The 17,739-nt window shown below is 44.5% G+C and carries 14 protein-coding genes and 1 pseudogene; 11 read left to right on the plus strand and 4 right to left on the minus strand.

The window, feature by feature from the left end; all coding sequences use genetic code 11:
* The first annotated feature begins 233 nt into the window (after positions 1–233).
* Positions 234–1,046, plus strand: a complete 813-nt coding sequence (locus AB4507_RS15995) for a 4'-phosphopantetheinyl transferase superfamily protein (protein WP_372102858.1) — start codon at positions 234–236, stop codon at positions 1,044–1,046.
* A 75-nt stretch (positions 1,047–1,121) separates the two neighbouring features.
* Here the strand turns inward: AB4507_RS15995 and AB4507_RS16000 are convergent, their stop codons facing one another.
* Positions 1,122–1,529: a thioesterase family protein gene (locus AB4507_RS16000; RefSeq protein WP_004736070.1), complete on the minus strand. Its 408-nt coding sequence runs from the start codon at positions 1,527–1,529 to the stop codon at positions 1,122–1,124.
* Positions 1,530–1,875: 346 nt separating this feature from the next.
* Here AB4507_RS16000 and AB4507_RS16005 point away from each other — a divergent pair, with 346 nt between their 5' ends.
* From AB4507_RS16005 to AB4507_RS16015, 3 genes are all read left to right on the plus strand, one after another.
* Entirely contained in the window at positions 1,876–2,871 is a 996-nt protein-coding gene (locus tag AB4507_RS16005; protein ID WP_016788636.1) for a TRAP transporter substrate-binding protein, read from the plus strand.
* Between the two features lie 64 nt (positions 2,872–2,935).
* On the plus strand, positions 2,936–3,691 hold the full coding sequence (locus tag AB4507_RS16010; protein ID WP_029235189.1) for a TRAP transporter small permease: 756 nt from the start codon (positions 2,936–2,938) through the stop codon (positions 3,689–3,691).
* A gap of 2 nt (positions 3,692–3,693) precedes the next feature.
* Complete coding sequence (locus tag AB4507_RS16015) at positions 3,694–5,055, plus strand: TRAP transporter large permease (RefSeq protein ID WP_017060625.1); 1,362 nt, start codon at positions 3,694–3,696, stop codon at positions 5,053–5,055.
* Between the two features lie 54 nt (positions 5,056–5,109).
* Here AB4507_RS16015 and AB4507_RS16020 read toward each other — a convergent pair whose 3' ends face one another.
* The 3 genes from AB4507_RS16020 to AB4507_RS16030 form a co-directional block, all read right to left on the minus strand.
* The gene (locus AB4507_RS16020) at positions 5,110–5,283 is read right to left on the minus strand and encodes a hypothetical protein (RefSeq protein WP_017060624.1); all 174 of its coding nucleotides are present in this window, start codon (positions 5,281–5,283) and stop codon (positions 5,110–5,112) included.
* 78 nt (positions 5,284–5,361) lie between these two features.
* Complete coding sequence (locus AB4507_RS16025) at positions 5,362–6,711, minus strand: sigma-54-dependent transcriptional regulator (protein WP_372182956.1); 1,350 nt, start codon at positions 6,709–6,711, stop codon at positions 5,362–5,364.
* Positions 6,712–6,740: 29 nt separating this feature from the next.
* Positions 6,741–8,561, minus strand: coding sequence for an ATP-binding protein (locus AB4507_RS16030; protein ID WP_017068955.1), 1,821 nt, complete (start codon positions 8,559–8,561; stop codon positions 6,741–6,743).
* 163 nt (positions 8,562–8,724) lie between these two features.
* Between AB4507_RS16030 and AB4507_RS16035 the strand changes: the two are divergent.
* The 7 genes and pseudogenes from AB4507_RS16035 to ppiD form a co-directional block, all read left to right on the plus strand.
* A pseudogene (locus AB4507_RS16035) lies at positions 8,725–8,907 on the plus strand (hypothetical protein); the annotation flags it as partial.
* Positions 8,908–9,201: 294 nt separating this feature from the next.
* Positions 9,202–10,500: a trigger factor gene (gene tig, locus AB4507_RS16040; protein WP_017065881.1), complete on the plus strand. Its 1,299-nt coding sequence runs from the start codon at positions 9,202–9,204 to the stop codon at positions 10,498–10,500.
* A 105-nt stretch (positions 10,501–10,605) separates the two neighbouring features.
* Positions 10,606–11,232 (plus strand): ATP-dependent Clp endopeptidase proteolytic subunit ClpP, encoded by a 627-nt coding sequence (gene clpP / locus AB4507_RS16045; RefSeq protein ID WP_004736080.1) that lies wholly within the window; start codon positions 10,606–10,608, stop codon positions 11,230–11,232.
* A gap of 81 nt (positions 11,233–11,313) precedes the next feature.
* Positions 11,314–12,594, plus strand: a complete 1,281-nt coding sequence (clpX, locus tag AB4507_RS16050) for an ATP-dependent protease ATP-binding subunit ClpX (protein ID WP_009847283.1) — start codon at positions 11,314–11,316, stop codon at positions 12,592–12,594.
* Positions 12,595–12,726: 132 nt separating this feature from the next.
* Complete coding sequence (gene lon, locus AB4507_RS16055) at positions 12,727–15,078, plus strand: endopeptidase La (protein WP_017060619.1); 2,352 nt, start codon at positions 12,727–12,729, stop codon at positions 15,076–15,078.
* Between the two features lie 168 nt (positions 15,079–15,246).
* Entirely contained in the window at positions 15,247–15,540 is a 294-nt protein-coding gene (locus AB4507_RS16060) for an HU family DNA-binding protein (protein WP_012604504.1), read from the plus strand.
* A 218-nt stretch (positions 15,541–15,758) separates the two neighbouring features.
* Positions 15,759–17,624: a peptidylprolyl isomerase gene (gene ppiD / locus AB4507_RS16065; protein ID WP_017060618.1), complete on the plus strand. Its 1,866-nt coding sequence runs from the start codon at positions 15,759–15,761 to the stop codon at positions 17,622–17,624.
* The last annotated feature ends 115 nt before the right edge of the window (positions 17,625–17,739 follow it).

Consider the following 17,739-nt stretch of genomic DNA (forward strand, 5'->3'; position numbering starts at 1 on the left):
TGGTGAGATCTATGTCAGATTTTTGTAAGTAACATTTAATAGATGCCTGTTCTGTAAGGCTAAGTGTGATCTGTGTTTTAATTTGTTATTATTTGAAAAATTAGTTTTAAGTCCGCATATGAAGGGTGTTTCCTGCGCAGATTCTCTATGTTTATCTCAAATCATAGGTGACTTAAATTTGTTCGTTTTGATGGTTTTTTGATAAGTGGTTTGAAGAAGTGAGCGTGAGTAAATTGGAAAATCCAATCGTTGATTTGTGGCTATGTTCTTTGAGTAATTTGCGTGATGATGTAGGCAGTAAGTCACACCTCAAACAGACACTCACAGCTGATGAAATAGCGAAGGTCGAGCGGTATCGAATGCCCTCATCTCAAGTTCAAGCCCTATATGTTCGCAACTACCTAAGAAAGGTGTTGTCTAGCTATTCTGATTTAATGCCCGAAGCGTGGTGCTTTGAATATGGCGAGAAAGGAAAGCCCAGTTTAGTCGCCGAACAGCAACTCATGACGGGGTTAAACTTCAATATCAGTCATAGCAAAGAACATTTGTTGATTGCAGTTTGCCAACGAGAAGGGAAGCCAGTCCAACTGGGTGTCGATATCGAACATGCAAGAAGCTCGACCAATATCGACTCGATCATGAAGCACTATTTTTCAGATAAAGAATTGGCGGATTTACTTGAACTTAGTAAAGAGCTGCAGAGAGAGCGTTTTTTCGATCTTTGGGCGCTGAAGGAGTCGTATATCAAAGCGACAGGTAAGGGGTTGGCCACATCATTGAAAAGTTTTTCGTTCGATTTTTCCAATCTAACTCAACAAACGCTGCCAGTTCATTCGTCGGGTTTACGACCAGAGTTACATGGAGGAATCATTGTCCATAACGGTGTAGGGTTGGATGCTGCTGAAAATGACAATACTTCAACAGATTGGCAATGCAGTTTAGGAAGGCTGGATAACCAGTTTCGATTTGCCGTGACGCTTGGTGGTGCAACGCTTCCTATGCAATTAGAGATTAAGTGCTTCCCCAAATCGAAGCTACTTGGCTGAGTTTACGTTCGTTACACTAGAACCTTTAGCTTCTAATCTTGAACACGGCTCGCTCTCAGCCATTCGTAATATTGGCTAACTCGTTTCGCCAAGCATCGCTTTTAATACTTCTGCGGGTACAGGCTGAAGTTGTTTGTCTTTATCTAGGCAAACCATCTCGATATCACCAATCACGGCAGGTTTGGTTGCATCTTTACGCCATACCTCTTGTCGCCATAAGGTTTTGTATTTGCCATCGAGCTCAAAAGAGGTTCGGATATCGCAGATCTCTGCGAACTCAACGCCGTCTTGAAAGGTCATATTGGCTTTATACACCGCAAACCCCAGTCCATGTTCATTCCACAACTCTGCCAGTTTATCGCTGCCCAACACATGCTCGCGCGCACGCTCAAAGTATTTAAGAAAGTTAGGGTGATAAACCACACCTGAGTGATCGGTATCTTCGTAGTAAATCTGTACTGGGTGATGGTAGATCTGACTCATGGGTAGCAACTCTTGGTAAGTAGTGGATCAGTAAATCTGACTAAGTTGTGCAGCACTCTACAGGATAGGTTGAAATTACTTCAAGGCATCATCGTGAAAGGGGCTTTTGGTCAGACCTCATTTATCACTGATGCTTTGGTCAACTCCCACCCATTTACAAATATTCTATGTGTCATTTTCCACCCATTAATTTTTGTAGCGAGTTAGCGACAACTGCAGGCAGATCTGATGAAGCCTTGCGGTTAAAGGCTTGTTAATGAATTGTGTCAATATGGCGCGCTAATTGCCTTAGTGAAAGCACGCAGTTCCCATTGAAGGGCTGCTTTGTTTACTAAGGAGAATAATAATGTTTAAGCCTCTTACCCTGCTGTCTGTATCTGCTCTGGCGCTCACAAGTTTTAATGCTGCTGCAAACTGTGACCCTGGTGAAATCGTGATTAAATTCAGTCATGTAACCAATACCGATAAGCACCCGAAAGGCATCGCCGCTTCTTTACTGGAAGAGCGAGTAAACACAGAAATGAATGGAAAAGCTTGTATGCAAGTTTTCCCTAACTCAACACTTTACGATGATAATAAGGTACTGGAAGCCCTGTTAAATGGTGATGTTCAAATGGCGGCGCCATCGCTGTCAAAATTTGAGAAGTTCACTAAGAAATACCGCATTTTTGACCTTCCTTTCCTATTTGAAGACGTAGAAGCCGTTGACCGTTTCCAAAACTCAGAATCTGGTGAAAAGCTGAAGAACGCGATGAAGCGTCGTGGCCTGCAAGGTCTTGCGTTTTGGCACAATGGCATGAAACAGATGTCGGCGAACAAACCTCTTATCAGCCCTGAAGATGCAAAAGGTTTGAAATTCCGTGTTCAAGCATCGGATGTATTGGTGGCTCAGTTTGAACAACTAGGCGCTAACCCACAGAAGATGTCTTTCAAAGAAGTGTACGGTGGCTTGCAAACTAAAGTTATCGATGGTCAAGAGAACACATGGTCAAACATCTACGGTAAGAAGTTCTTTGAAGTACAAGACGGCGTGACCGAAACTAATCACGGTATCTTGGATTACCTAGTTGTAACGTCAAACGACTTCTGGAAAGACCTACCTGAAGATGTACGCACACAGCTTGGCACTATCGTTCAAGAAGTGTCTGAGACGCGTAACGCAGAATCTTCAAAAGTTAACCTAGCGAACAAAAACAACATCATCGAAGCGGGTGGTGAGGTTCGTACACTTACGCCTGAACAGCGTGAAGCATGGGTAGCTGCACTTCAACCAGTATGGAAGAAGTTTGAAAAAGACATCGGTTCAGACCTTATCGATGCAGCGTTAGCTTCAAACCAATAACACCGCTAAGGGAGTGGCGAGTATTCGTCACTCCTTATTAAAACAATTATAAGCGGAGTCAATTATGGAAAAGCCTCAAATGGAACAACCAAATTCTAGCGAATCAGCACTGGAAACCTCTCTTTTTTCCAAAGTCGGAAGAGTTACGGATGTGATTGAAGAGTCACTAATCGCATTTTTCCTTGGCGCAATGACGCTACTTACTTTTGCCAACGTGGTATTTCGATACGCATTCAATGACAACATCTTATGGGCACTGGAACTGACCGTGTTCATGTTTGCTTGGATGGTGTTAGTGGGCGCATCTTATGGCGTTAAAAAACACTTCCACATTGGTGTTGATGTGATCATCAACCTTGCCCCAGAAAAGCTACGCAAAGTGTATGCGCTCATCGCCGTGACAAGCTGCCTAGCATTTTCAATCTTACTTCTTATCGGTTCTTGGAATTATTGGTACCCATTCGCGACCGATCGCGCATGGTACGAGACCGACGATATTCCAATGCCAGAGATGCTTCAGTTTCTTGCTGACTGGCTGAATGAAGGCGAGCGATACGAGAAACTGCCACGTTTTATTCCTTATATGGCGCTGCCGATTGGTATGGCAATGCTAACGTTCCGTTTTGCTCAAGTTGCTTACCAAGTCGTCACAGGCAAGCTTGACCGCATGATTGCAGGACACGAAGCCGAAGAAGAGCTGGATGCGCTGAAAGCAGACGTGCTAGCGGGCCCTGACGAAGATGCAACAGCGGTATTGAATTCGACTCCGCAGAACAAAGCGAATGAGTCGAGTACAAAATCTAACGGTAAGGAAGACTAATCATGGCAATGTTATTTCTATTTTTAATGGTAATTGCTTTCATGTTGGTCGGTGTACCAATTGCAATTTCCCTCGGTTTATCGAGCGTAATATTCTTATTGATGCACTCAGATGCGTCATTAGCTTCAGTCGCACAAACGCTGTTTAATGCATTTGCAGGCCACTACACACTCTTAGCGATTCCTTTCTTTATTTTGGCCTCTAGCTTCATGTCTACTGGTGGCGTGGCGAAACGTATTATCCGTTTTGCTATCGCGATGGTAGGTTGGTTCCGCGGCGGCTTGGCGATGGCGTCGGTTGTGGCATGTATGATGTTCGCAGCCCTTTCTGGTTCATCTCCTGCAACGGTAGTGGCGATCGGTAGTATAGTTATCGCAGGTATGATCAAAAACGGTTACTCAAAAGAGTTCGCGGCAGGGGTTATCTGTAACGCGGGTACTTTGGGTATCTTGATTCCGCCGTCCATCGTGATGGTGGTTTACGCGGCTGCGACCGATGTATCGGTAGGTCGTATGTTCTTAGGTGGCGTTATTCCTGGTTTGCTGGCGGGTGTGATGTTGATGATTGCTATCTACATCGCAGCACGTATTAAGAAGATTCCGGCACAGCCTTTTGTGGGCTGGGGCGAGATGTTCGCAGCTGCGAAAGATGCGAGCTGGGGCTTGCTGCTGATTGTCATCATTCTAGGTGGTATCTACGGCGGCATCTTTACTCCGACAGAAGCGGCGGCAGTGGCTGCGGTGTATGCCTTCTTCATTGCCAACTTTATCTATAAAGATATGGGGCCTTTCGCTGACAAGAACAATACAAAGCCTGCTTTGGTTAAGGTGTTCCAAACGTTTTTCCATAAAGACACCAAAGACACACTTTACGATGCAGGCAAGCTGACGATCATGCTGCTGTTTATCATTGCCAATGCTCTGATTCTTAAGCATGTACTGACCGAAGAACGCATTCCTCAAATGATCACTGAGTCTATGCTATCTGCGGGCTTGGGTCCGATCACCTTTTTGATTGTAGTAAACGTTTTACTCTTGATTGGTGGGCAGTTCATGGAGCCATCAGGCTTGCTGATCATTGTTGCTCCTTTGGTATTCCCAATCGCTATTGCACTCGGTATCGACCCAATCCACCTAGGTATCATGATGGTAGTGAACATGGAGATAGGGATGATAACGCCGCCTGTCGGGCTCAATTTGTTTGTGACCGCAGGTGTCGCGAAGATGTCGATGATGAACGTGGTAAAAGCCGCATTGCCGTGGGTTGGGGTGATGTTCTTATTCCTGATTATCGTCACTTACGTACCTTGGGTATCAACATGGTTACCAACCACCTTGATGGGACCAGAGATCATAACCAAGTAGCTATTTGAGTCATTCACTGACATGGAATTTAATCCATAAAAAATGAGGAGGTCGCTAGACCTCCTCATCTATATTTCTGCCACGATTTGAATGAGGCTTTATCTGCTCATACAAAGCGCGTTTTGCCTCTAATTCTGGCGTGTGTAGATCGACATGATTGTCAGCATAAAAAATACCATCTATCTCGAAAGTATCTGTAATCGATGGCACTTTTGTTTTCTCACCCATAACCACTTCCTTATTATATTTATTGCATAACATCCTGTTGTCGAAATAAGTATAGGTGATCTTGCTCCCAAATCTAATTTAGTTTGGTTCTACCTTATAAGATTCTTTCGTTAGCTGGTGCTTTTGCATCTTATCGTAGAGGGTTTTCCTCGGTAATTGCAGCCTCTCCATGGTCTCTTTTATACTGCCATTGCATTCAATAAGTGCCTGCTTCAACGTGTTTTTTTCAAAGTCAGATACCAATTCTGCCAAAGACAGTTCTTGAGTAGTTTCAGTGGCGCTGTCTGATAAGTGAGAAAGCTTACCTAAAAGTACAAAACGCTCTGCAGTATTACGTAATTCTCGAACATTTCCCGGCCAATCATGAGCCAAAAGAGCGTGCAGTTCCTTTTGTGGAAGGGCTGGGGCTGTCTTGCCATAACGCGCCGCAGCAACCAGTAAGAAGTGATGGAACAGGGCTGGGATGTCTTCTTGTCTGCTTCTTAACGGCGGCAAGTCTAAGGTCACAACGTTAAGTCGATAATAGAGATCTTGGCGGAAAGTGCCTTCTTCAGCGGCTTTCTTTAAGTCGACTTTAGTGGCCGCAATCACTCGAATGTCCAGAGGGACTAAACCATTAGATCCAACCCTTTCGATGACTCGCTCTTGCAAGACGCGCAACAGGCGAATTTGTGCTTGCATCGGCATGGACTCAATTTCATCCAAGAATAGAGTTCCGCGTTGAGCAAATTCAAATTTACCCACTCGCTTGCTTTCCGCGCCAGTGAATGCGCCTTTTTCATGGCCATACAGTTCACTCTCAATCAGGTTTTCAGGAACAGCACCACAGTTGACCGCGACAAAGTTTTGCTCTCGACGGCTGCTTTGTTCATGCAGAGAACGTGCTACTAACTCTTTACCTGTACCTGTCTCGCCAAACAATAATATATCGGCATTGGTGTCGGCAATATGGGTGATGATGGAGCGCAGCTCAGTCATGGATTGCGTATCACCAATGATTCTAGGGCCGAGCGCTTGGCTGGCTTTGAGTGAACGTTTTAACTCAAGGTTCTCTAGTGTGAGCTGACGTTTTTCTATCGCTCGCTTAGTGGTTTCGATTAGGCGTTCATTAGCGAAAGGTTTTTCAATGAAGTCATAGGCGCCGTATTGGATGGCTTGAACGGCCATTGAAATATCGCCGTGACCAGTAATCATGATCACGGGGATCTCTTTGTCTTTGTGCATCACGGTGTTGAGCAGATCATGCCCGGATAGACCTGGTAGACAGATATCAGTGATGATCACGTGAGGTAAGCCGTTTTCTTGAATCGCGAGCAGAGCAGACTCCGCATCGGGAAAGAATTCGGCATCAATGTCGGCGAGCTCGAAGCTCTGTTCAATCGCCATTCTTAGATCGGATTCATCATCAATGAAATAGACGTGACACATAGTGATTCCTTTACTTCTTTGTATTCTGGTTATTGCTGAGTTTTTGTTTGCTGTTCATGTCCAACAAGGGGCAACTCTATGCTGATTCGAGCACCGCCTTGAGGGCTACTACCGGTAACGAGCTTGCCATTTATTCCGTTGATTATTTGTTGAGAAATCGATAGCCCAAGTCCAAGTCCGTTTTTCTTGGTGGTATGGAAGGGTTCAAAAAAGTTTCCGCTAGAAGGGGAGGTGAAGCCGGGGCCGTTATCATCGACATGAATTAGCAAGGTATTGGCTTGTTGATGGTCGGACTCTCTAATCTCTAACAGAATAGCTAATTGTTTGTCATCTTGTTGTTCCACCGCCTGAATCGCGTTGGTCAGCAGGTTAATGATCACCTGTTCCAGTTGAATGGCGTTGGCGAGCACGCAAGCATCAAAGGTCTCAGGGAGTTCGTTGACCTTAACTCGCTCGCTCTTGAGTTGTGGCTTCATCAGCTCTTTCGATGAATGTAAAACTGGGAGTATTTGTAAGGTGTGTAGCTCTTCCGCAGTAGATTTTTTGGCGAACGAGCGAAGCTGGTGGCTGATTTTCGCCATACGATCAGTGAGTGCCGAGATTCGCGATAGATTGTCATCGACACGATCGGTTTTTTCTTTGGCAAGAAACAATCGGCCGTTGTCGGCATAACTGCGAATCGCGGCAAGCGGGTTATTCAGTTCGTGACTGATGCTCGCTGACATCTGCCCTAGCACTGCTAGTTTGGCGGCTTGGATGAGCTCGTCTTGGGTTTGCCTCAGAACATGCTCGGTTTCGATACGGTGTTTGATCTCAACATGTAACTCCGATGTACGTTCAAGCACTTGAAATTCGAGTTTTTGCTTGGCTTCGGATTGCAGCCTGTCTATCTGTGCTCGTCTTTGTTGTCTATGGTGGTTGAGCTGCATTGTTAGATAAATAATCGCAAAGATTAGGCTCAAAACCACAAGGTATGCAACCAAGTCCCACCAAACTAAGTGGGTTGGAGAAAATACCCGTATGGTGAGTCTTGGTTCGGCTAGGAAACGCGAAGAACTAAAGAACTGCTCTTGGACGAGTTTGTGTGGCGACTCAATACGACTGGTGGCACTGTCTAAATCGCCGGAGAAGTGCAGGCTTTCTATTTTTGTATCGAGATACTGCCTGCTTTCTTGAATTCGAGTGTGTTGTACTTCGCTTAGCGGCTGAAGGCTTTTGAACAGCCACTCAGGGTTACTCGACATAAATACAATTTGATCTTTATCGTCAGCAACAAAAAAACTCTGTTTGCCTTTCCAACTTGCTTCAATCAGCGATAAATCCATCTTTACGACAATGACGCCAATAATCTCGGCGGCATAGGAGACGGGGTAAGAATAATAATAGCCTCGCTTTCCAGAGGTTGAACCTAGCGCAAAATATTGATTTTCATTGCCAATAATCGCTTCTTGAAAGTAGGGGCGGAAAGCAAAGTTACGACGAATAAAAGAACGCGGTTGATTCCAGTTACTGGCTGCAATGGTGGTGCCGATACTGTCTAGTAGGTAGGTGTCGGATGCTTGAATCACCGAGTTTACGTGCTCTAGATAACGATTAGTGAGTTCGATTTGCGCAGAGTTACTTGGAGAGTGCAGGGCATCGACCAGCTCTTTGTCTTTTGAAAGCAGCTCGGGAATGTGCGCGAACTTATCCAATTGGCTTGAAATATGAACAGAAAAGCGGTCCAGCTTAGATTGATGATCATTTAACAAACTTTTATGGCTCGTGCTCCACACCCAATGACCGCCAAACACCATCAGTAAACTGTATGTGACCATTAACAGTATTGGGATTTTAAAAGCTTGAAACATGAAGGCTCTCCGCTGATTTCTTTGGTAAACAATCAAGCCTGTCTTCTCTCGTTTATGGTAGCAAATAGCGGTAGTTTTTGCTGAAAGCAGAGAGTGAACAGATGGATGTAGGTTAAGGGTTTGTAACGGGGATTGTTGAAAAAGTTATCGACTCTGAGGGGTAAAACAAGAGCAAGATCTCTTTTTAAGGTTTTTAGCAAAAAAAGCCCTCGATTCCCTTGAAAAAGTCGCTATTGTCCCCATTTCTGTTGTGCTAAGTGATGATTTGATCGTTTTTGTATCACTTAGTTGGACGAATTTAGAGCATTCATCATCATGCAGAGGTGAACGGCTCGACAGAGATTAAACAGATCGCTAGAATGTCGCGTCTAAAATTTCTGTCCTGAGGCTAATCGGAGATACCTTTCTTGTTTCTGAAAACAAGCTTTATTGCGTTTTAATCGACGTGTGAAGAACGAAGATATCGCTGATTAGTCTGGTGTTTGGTTGAATAATCAATTCAGACATCAATGCTCGATTTTAAATTAGGTGTTCGGATAGAGCACTACACAAGGATGCAGCCAACAACGTCTGCTTTTGAATTAAAGCTAAGTTACGGCTCATATGCTCAGATTACTGAGCCAGTTTTGAGGTTTATATAATGCAAGTTACTGTTGAAACGCTAGAAGGCCTAGAGCGCCGTCTTAATATTACTGTTCCTGCTGCTAACATCGAAGATGCAGTTACAGCTGAACTACGCAACATCGCGAAAAACCGTCGTTTCGATGGTTTCCGTAAAGGCAAAGTGCCAATGAAGATGGTTGCTAAAATGTACGGCAAAGCAGTACGTCAAGACGTGATGGGCGAAGTAATGCAACGTCACTTCATCGAAGCGATCGTTAAAGAGAAAATCAACCCAGCTGGCGCACCTACTTTCGCACCAGTTGAAAACAACGAAGGCGCTGACCTAGTATTCAACGCAACTTTTGAAGTTTACCCAGAAGTTGAGCTGAAAGGTCTAGAAAACATCACTGTTGAGAAACCAGCAGTAGAAGTTAAAGAAGCTGACGTTGAAGAGATGATCGAAACTCTACGTAAGCAACAAGCAACTTGGACTGAAGTTGAAGCTGCTGCTGACGCTGGTTCTCGTGCAACTATCGACTTCGTTGGTTCTATCGACGGTGAAGAGTTCGAAGGCGGTAAAGCTGAGAACTTCCCACTAGAGATGGGCGCTGGTCGCATGATCCCTGGTTTTGAAGACGGTATCGTTGGTAAAACAGCAGGTATGGAATTCGAAATCGACGTAAACTTCCCAGAAGATTACCACGCTGAAAACCTAAAAGGTAAAGCAGCTAAGTTCTCTATCAAGCTGAACAAAGTTGAAGCTCGTGAACTTCCAGAACTAAACGAAGAATTCGTTGCTAAGTTCGGCGCAACTGACGGCGTTGAAGGTCTTAAAGCTGAAGTTCGTAAGAACATGGAGCGTGAGCTTAAGCAAGCTGTTAAGAACCGCATCAAAGAGCAAGCTATCGACGGTCTAGTTAACGAAAACAACATCGACGTACCTTCTGCTCTAATCGATCAAGAGATCGGTGTTCTACGTCAACAAGCTGCTCAACGTTTCGGTGGCAACACTGAAGCTGCTGACCAACTTCCACGTGAGCTGTTCGAAGAGCAAGCTAAACGTCGCGTAGTTGTAGGTCTTCTACTTGGTGAAGTAATCAAGACTGAAGAGCTAAAAGCTGACGACGAGAAAGTTAAAGCTATCATCGAAGAGATGGCTACAGCATACGAAGATCCAACAGAAGTTATTGCTTACTACGAGCAAAACGAGCAAATGATGAACAACATGCGCAACGTTGCTCTAGAAGAGCAAGCTATTGATGCAATCATCGCTAAAGCTCAAGTTTCTGATAAAGAAGTTAGCTTCAATGAGCTAATGAATCAGCAACCTGCTTAATATAGTAATATCTGACGTAGAAGGTTGACGTACGGTCAACAATTCTGCTAACAATGGTCCGTATGATTTAATCATTCGGGCCATTTATTTTAGGGACATAAGAATATGAGCTACCAAGAAAAAAATACAATGCCATCGATTATGGACGCACTAGTTCCTATGGTGGTTGAACAGACTTCCCGTGGTGAACGTTCTTACGATATTTATTCTCGTCTATTAAAAGAACGTATCATTTTCTTAACAGGTCAAGTGGAAGACCACATGGCAAATCTTGTCGTGGCTCAACTGCTTTTCTTGGAATCAGAAAACCCAGACAAAGATATCTATCTTTACATCAACTCACCTGGCGGTAGCGTAACAGCAGGCATGTCTATCTACGACACAATGCAGTTCATCAAGCCAAACGTGAGCACAGTATGTATGGGTCAAGCTTGCTCTATGGGTGCATTCTTACTAGCGGGTGGTACTCCTGGTAAGCGTCACGTGCTTCCAAACTCACGTGTAATGATTCACCAGCCACTTGGCGGTTTCCAAGGCCAAGCGTCTGATATTCAAATTCACGCGCAAGAGATCCTAACGATCAAACAAAAGCTAAACAAACTATTGGCAGAGCACACAGGTCAGCCTCTAGAAGTTGTTGAGCGCGATACAGATCGTGATAACTTCATGTCTGCTGATCAAGCAGTAGAATACGGCTTGGTGGATTCAGTTCTTAATCACCGCGGTCAATAATTGCAGGGCAATTGTTTAACGCAAAGTGATTCAAATTGATATACACTCAAGCATAGAGAGTTAAGGCTAAGAGGTTAGCGAATGACAGATAAAAGCAAAGAGGGTGGTAGCGGTAAACTGCTTTACTGCTCTTTCTGTGGCAAAAGCCAACACGAAGTTCGCAAGTTAATCGCAGGTCCTTCTGTTTACATTTGTGATGAATGTGTCGATCTTTGTAACGACATTATTCGTGAAGAAATTAAAGATGTTCTTCCTAAGAAAGAATCGGAATCGCTGCCAACGCCGCGTGAGATTCGTGAGCATCTTGATGACTATGTAATCGGTCAAGAATACGCGAAGAAAGTGCTAGCAGTTGCAGTTTATAACCACTACAAGCGTTTACGTAATGGTGATACGACAGCTGAAGGCGTAGAGCTAGGTAAGAGTAACATTCTTCTTATCGGTCCTACTGGTAGTGGTAAAACACTACTGGCTGAAACATTGGCTCGTTTCCTAGACGTTCCTTTCACAATGGCAGACGCAACAACACTAACCGAAGCGGGTTACGTGGGCGAAGATGTTGAAAACATCATCCAGAAGTTGCTTCAGAAATGTGATTACGACGTAGCGAAAGCGGAACGCGGCATTGTTTACATCGATGAAATCGACAAGATTTCTCGTAAAGCTGAAAACCCATCAATCACGCGTGACGTGTCTGGTGAAGGTGTACAGCAAGCTCTACTAAAACTTGTTGAAGGTACAGTAGCTTCAGTTCCACCTCAAGGTGGTCGTAAGCATCCACAGCAAGAGTTCTTGCAAGTGGACACGTCTAAGATCTTATTTATCTGTGGTGGTGCGTTTGCAGGCCTAGATAAAGTGATTGAACAGCGTGTAGAAACAGGTTCAGGTATCGGCTTTGGCGCAGAAGTGCGTTCAAAAGATGAAACCAAAACTATCGGTGAATTGTTCACTCAAGTAGAACCTGAAGATCTAGTGAAATATGGTCTGATTCCAGAATTCATTGGTCGTCTACCTGTGACAACAACACTGACAGAGCTTGATGAAGAAGCGCTAATCCAAATCCTATGTGAGCCAAAGAATGCACTTACAAAACAGTACGCAGCATTATTTGAGCTTGAGGATACAGAGTTAGAATTCCGTGAAGATGCTTTACGTGCCATTGCTAAGAAAGCAATGAACCGTAAAACAGGTGCTCGTGGTCTACGTTCTATCTTGGAGGGTGTTCTACTAGAAACTATGTACGAACTGCCATCTTCAACTGATGTAAGCAAGGTTGTGATTGATGAGTCGGTAATTAATGGTGAGTCAGAACCACTATTAATTTACAGCAACTCAGATAACCAAGCAGCTGTTGCAGAGTAGGTCTTTTTTAGACAAGTCACTCAAATTGAAAAAGGAGGTAAGCAATTACCTCCTTTTTTTTATTCTTCCATTGAATCCAGTCGTTTAAGCCCCATATACTGCTTTATAAGTTAAAGCGGAAGAGAGAAATATATGAACTTGGAACGTTCCGAGCGTATCGAAATCCCCGTGCTACCTCTACGTGATGTAGTGGTTTACCCACACATGGTTATTCCATTGTTTGTTGGTCGTGAAAAATCGATTACTTGCCTTGAATCGGCAATGGAAGCTAACAAACAAGTACTACTTGTAGCGCAGAAAGAAGCGGACACTGATGAGCCTTCAATTGACGACCTATTTAAAGTAGGAACTGTCGCTACCATTCTTCAGTTACTAAAGCTCCCTGATGGTACTGTTAAAGTGCTTGTCGAAGGTCAGCAGCGTGCAAAAATTCACCAATTCAAAGAAAGTGAGTTTTTCTTAGCGGACGCAGAATACGTTGTAACCTCAGAACTTGACGAAAAAGAACAAGAAGTGGTTGTTCGCAGCGCGATCAATCAATTCGAAGGCTTTATTAAGCTGAACAAAAAGATTCCACCAGAAGTTCTAACATCTCTGAACGGTATTGATGAGGCAGCTCGCCTTGCTGATACGATTGCTGCACACATGCCACTTAAACTGGTAGACAAGCAGCACGTTCTAGAAATCTTAGATGTGACTGAACGTCTGGAATTCTTGATGGGCCAAATGGAGTCAGAAATTGACATCTTGCAAGTTGAAAAACGCATTCGTGGCCGCGTTAAGAAGCAAATGGAAAAATCTCAGCGTGAGTACTACCTGAATGAGCAAATGAAAGCGATTCAGAAAGAACTTGGCGAGATGGACGACGCTCCTGATGAATTCGAGACTCTGAAGAAGAAGATCGAAGACTCTAAGATGCCTCAAGAAGCTCGTGAAAAAACCGAGCAAGAACTGCAAAAACTGAAAATGATGTCGCCAATGTCTGCTGAAGCAACAGTAGTACGTAGCTACATTGATTGGATGGTGGGCGTTCCTTGGGCTAAGCGTTCAAAAGTGAAAAAGAATCTAGCGAAAGCGGAAGAGATCTTAAACGAAGACCACTACGGCTTAGAGCGTGTTAAAGAACGTATTCTTGAATACTTGGCAGTACAAAACCGTATCAACAAGCTAAAAGGCCCAATCCTTTGTCTTGTTGGTCCTCCTGGTGTAGGTAAAACCTCGCTAGGTCGTTCGATTGCTGCGGCAACGGGTCGTAAGTACACGCGTATGGCACTTGGTGGCGTTCGTGATGAAGCTGAGATTCGTGGTCACCGTCGTACGTACATCGGTTCACTTCCGGGTAAACTGATCCAGAAGATGTCTAAAGTTGGTGTTAAGAACCCACTGTTCCTATTAGATGAGATCGATAAGATGTCTTCTGATATGCGTGGCGACCCATCTTCAGCACTTCTAGAAGTTCTAGATCCAGAACAAAACAACGCATTTAACGATCACTACCTAGAAGTAGATTACGATCTGTCAGATGTTATGTTCGTGGCAACATCGAACTCGATGGACATTCCTGGGCCTCTACTGGACCGTATGGAAGTGATTCGTCTATCTGGTTACACAGAAGATGAGAAGCTGAACATTGCTAAGAGCCATTTACTGGACAAGCAAGTTCAACGCAACGGTCTTAAGCCTCATGAAATTGAGATTGAAGACTCTGCAATCATCGGCATCATTCGTTACTACACGCGTGAAGCGGGTGTACGTAGCCTAGAGCGTGAAATCTCAAAGATCTGTCGTAAAGCAGTGAAGAACATCTTGCTAGACAGCGATCTTAAGTCTGTAACGGTTAACATTGATAACCTGAAAGAGTACTTAGGTGTTCAACGCCACGACTTCGGTAAAGCGGATGAAAGCAACCGTATCGGTCAAGTAACAGGCCTAGCGTGGACTCAAGTGGGTGGTGATCTACTGACTATCGAGACCGAAGCAATGCCGGGCAAAGGTAAGCTAACGCAAACTGGCTCACTTGGCGACGTGATGAAAGAGTCGATTCAAGCGGCAATGACAGTGGTTCGTTCTCGTGCTGAAAAACTGGGTATCAACTCAGATTTCTACGAAAAACGTGACATTCACGTTCACGTACCAGAAGGTGCTACACCGAAAGATGGCCCGAGTGCGGGTATCGCAATGTGTACTGCACTTGTCTCTAGCTTGACGGGTAACCCGGTTAAAGCAGAGGTCGGTATGACAGGTGAAATTACCCTTCGTGGTGAAGTTTTACCTATCGGTGGCTTGAAAGAAAAACTGCTTGCTGCACACCGTGGCGGCATCAAAACTGTACTGATCCCTAAAGACAATGAGCGTGATTTGGAAGAGATTCCAGACAACGTAATCGCTGACTTGAAGGTGATCCCGGTTCAGTGGATTGATGAAGTACTCAAAGTCGCGCTAGAACGAGATCCGTCAGGGGTCGAGTTTGACGTGAAAAAATAGTGATGCATAGCAAAAATAAGTAAAGAATTACGCTGATAGGCCCGAAAAGGCTTGTCAGCGTTTTTTTTGGACGCTAAGTTATTGATCAAAGCGGCAGCCCTTTTGCAATAAGGCTTGCGGCTAAATTAAAACCAAAATGGAACGTACAGTCATCAGAAGTAGTCACAGATGACACATAGGGGAAAAACAGTGAATAAAACACAACTAGTAGAATCAATCGCAGAAAACGCAGACATCTCTAAAGCTTCAGCTGGCCGCGCTCTAGACGCATTCATCGAAGCAGTTGGCACAACGCTACAATCTGGTGACCAAGTTGCACTTGTTGGCTTTGGTACTTTCAGTGTTCGTACTCGTGCTGCTCGTACAGGTCGTAACCCAAAAACTGGTGAAGAGATCCAAATCGCAGAAGCTAAAGTACCTGGCTTCAAAGCGGGTAAAGCACTTAAAGACGCATGTAACTAATTTTCACTGCTGAAACCTCCATTTAAGAGGGGAAGGCAGTAAAATGCGTTTACTGTTTGAAAAATGATGTTTCATTCTTAAACAGTATGTGTACAAAGCACATTGAACTTATTTAAATTATGCGCATCCTACTGATGCGCATTTCTTTTTCTGATAATATCGCGTGAATAGATTTTTATTTTGAAGCCAATGCTTCATATCCGGAGAGCACTTAAATTATGATGGATCGATTACGCGAAGGCGTGAATAGCATCGCGGTAAAAATTATCCTTGGGTTGATTATCCTGTCATTCGTATTCGCAGGTGTAGGCAGCTACATCACCGGTGGCGGTAACAACGCAGCAGCTAAAGTTGGCAACACAGAAATTGCTCGTGGTGAGTTCGAACAGGCTTACCAAAACGAACGTAATCGTATGCAGTCTCAACTTGGCGATTACTTCGCGCAAATGCTTGCAGACCCTGCTTACGTAGAGTCTTTCCGTAAATCAGTACTTGATCGCATGATCAATGACGTACTGCTTGAGCAGCAAGCTGAGTCTCTAGGCCTACGAATCAGTGATTCTCAAATCCGCACCATGATTCTAGAAATGCCTCAGTTCCAAACGGCGGGTCAATTCGACCAAGAAGTTTACCAATCGGCACTACGTCGTGCAGGTTTCAGCGCAGAGAGCTTCGCTGAATACATGCGTCGTGACCTTATGCGCAACCAGCTTGTGACTGCACTTCAAGGCAGTGAATTCGTTCTTCAGGGCGAAATCGATACTCAGAGCAAGCTTATCGCACAAACTCGTGACATTCGCACAGTGACACTGTCTGTTGCTGACCTTGCAAAAGACATCGAGTTAACTGACGAGCAAATCGAACAGTACTACCAAGAGAACCCAGCAGCTTACACTCGTCCAGAGCAAGCTAAGGTATCTTACATTGAGCTTTCTGCTGAAGCGCTTAAGTCTCAGCTTGAAGTAAGCGATGAAGAAGCACAGAAATACTACCAAGAGCACCTAGACAAGTACTCAACGGAAGAGCAACGTAAAGTTAGCCACATCCTAGTTCAAGGCGATGACGAAGCGAAAGCTCAGGCAATCCTAGACGAGCTAAATGCAGGCGCTGATTTTGCTACGCTAGCGGAAGAGAAATCTGACGACTTCGGTAGTGCAGACGTTGGCGGTGACCTAGGTTGGATTGAGCGCGATGTTATGGACCCTGCATTCGAAGACGCGGCTTTCGCTCTTGAGAATATTGGCGATACTACTGGCCTAGTTAAATCTGATTTCGGCTACCACATCATCAAGCTAGACGAACTAAAAGCGTCTCAAGCTCAGCCTTACACTGAAGTAGCGGCAGAGATTAAGACAGAGCTTCTAGACCAACACGCAGTTGATCAGTTCTACGAGCAACAAACTGAGCTAGAAAAAGTAGCGTTTGAATTCCCAGATTCTCTAGATGATTCTGCAGAAGCTATCAACGCGAAGATCACAACGACAGATTTCATCTCTCAAGTTGACGCTCCAGAAGTTCTGATGACGCCTGCAGTTATGCAAGCTATCTTGAGCCCTGAAGTGAAAGAAGACGGTCTAAACTCGGAAGTTATCGAAGTTGCACCTGAGCACGTAATTGTTGTTCGTGTAGAAGAGACTCGTGATGAGACAGTTCTTCCTCTAGCTGAAGTGAAAGATCAAGTTGTCGCTGCACTGTCTGCTGTACAAGCAGAGCAGCAAGCGGTTGAGCTAGGTGTTTCTCTAGTGAACGAACTTGAGCAAGGCAATGAAGCAGTACTAGCGGACAACAACCTTGAGTTCACTGAACTTGAAACGATTGACCGTAACTCGCCATTAGCGGCATCTGTATTCGCTCTAGCGAAACCAGAAGCAGGTCAAGCTGTGTTCGGTCAATCTAAAGACCAAGACGGTAATATCGTTGTTGTTGAGCTTTCTAAAGTAACGGCTGAGATCAACCCAGCCTACAGCACTCAAATTGGTGCACAGTTGGAGCGAGTTGGTAACCAGCAAGACCTGACTAACGTATTAAACGTACTTCGTAAAAACGCAGACGTTGAATACTACGTAGTGGGTCAAGGTCAGTAAGCGTTTGATTACCTCAGTAGCAAGCTCAAGTTAGAGCTTACTACTGAAATCAACACGTGATTGTTAGGCTTTAATTCAGATTTGTGAGCCAACAAACAAGCTGATGAAAATAAGA

It is taken from the genome of Vibrio sp. 10N.222.54.A3 (genome assembly GCF_041474095.1).
Taxonomy (GTDB): Bacteria; Pseudomonadota; Gammaproteobacteria; order Enterobacterales; family Vibrionaceae; genus Vibrio; species Vibrio crassostreae_C.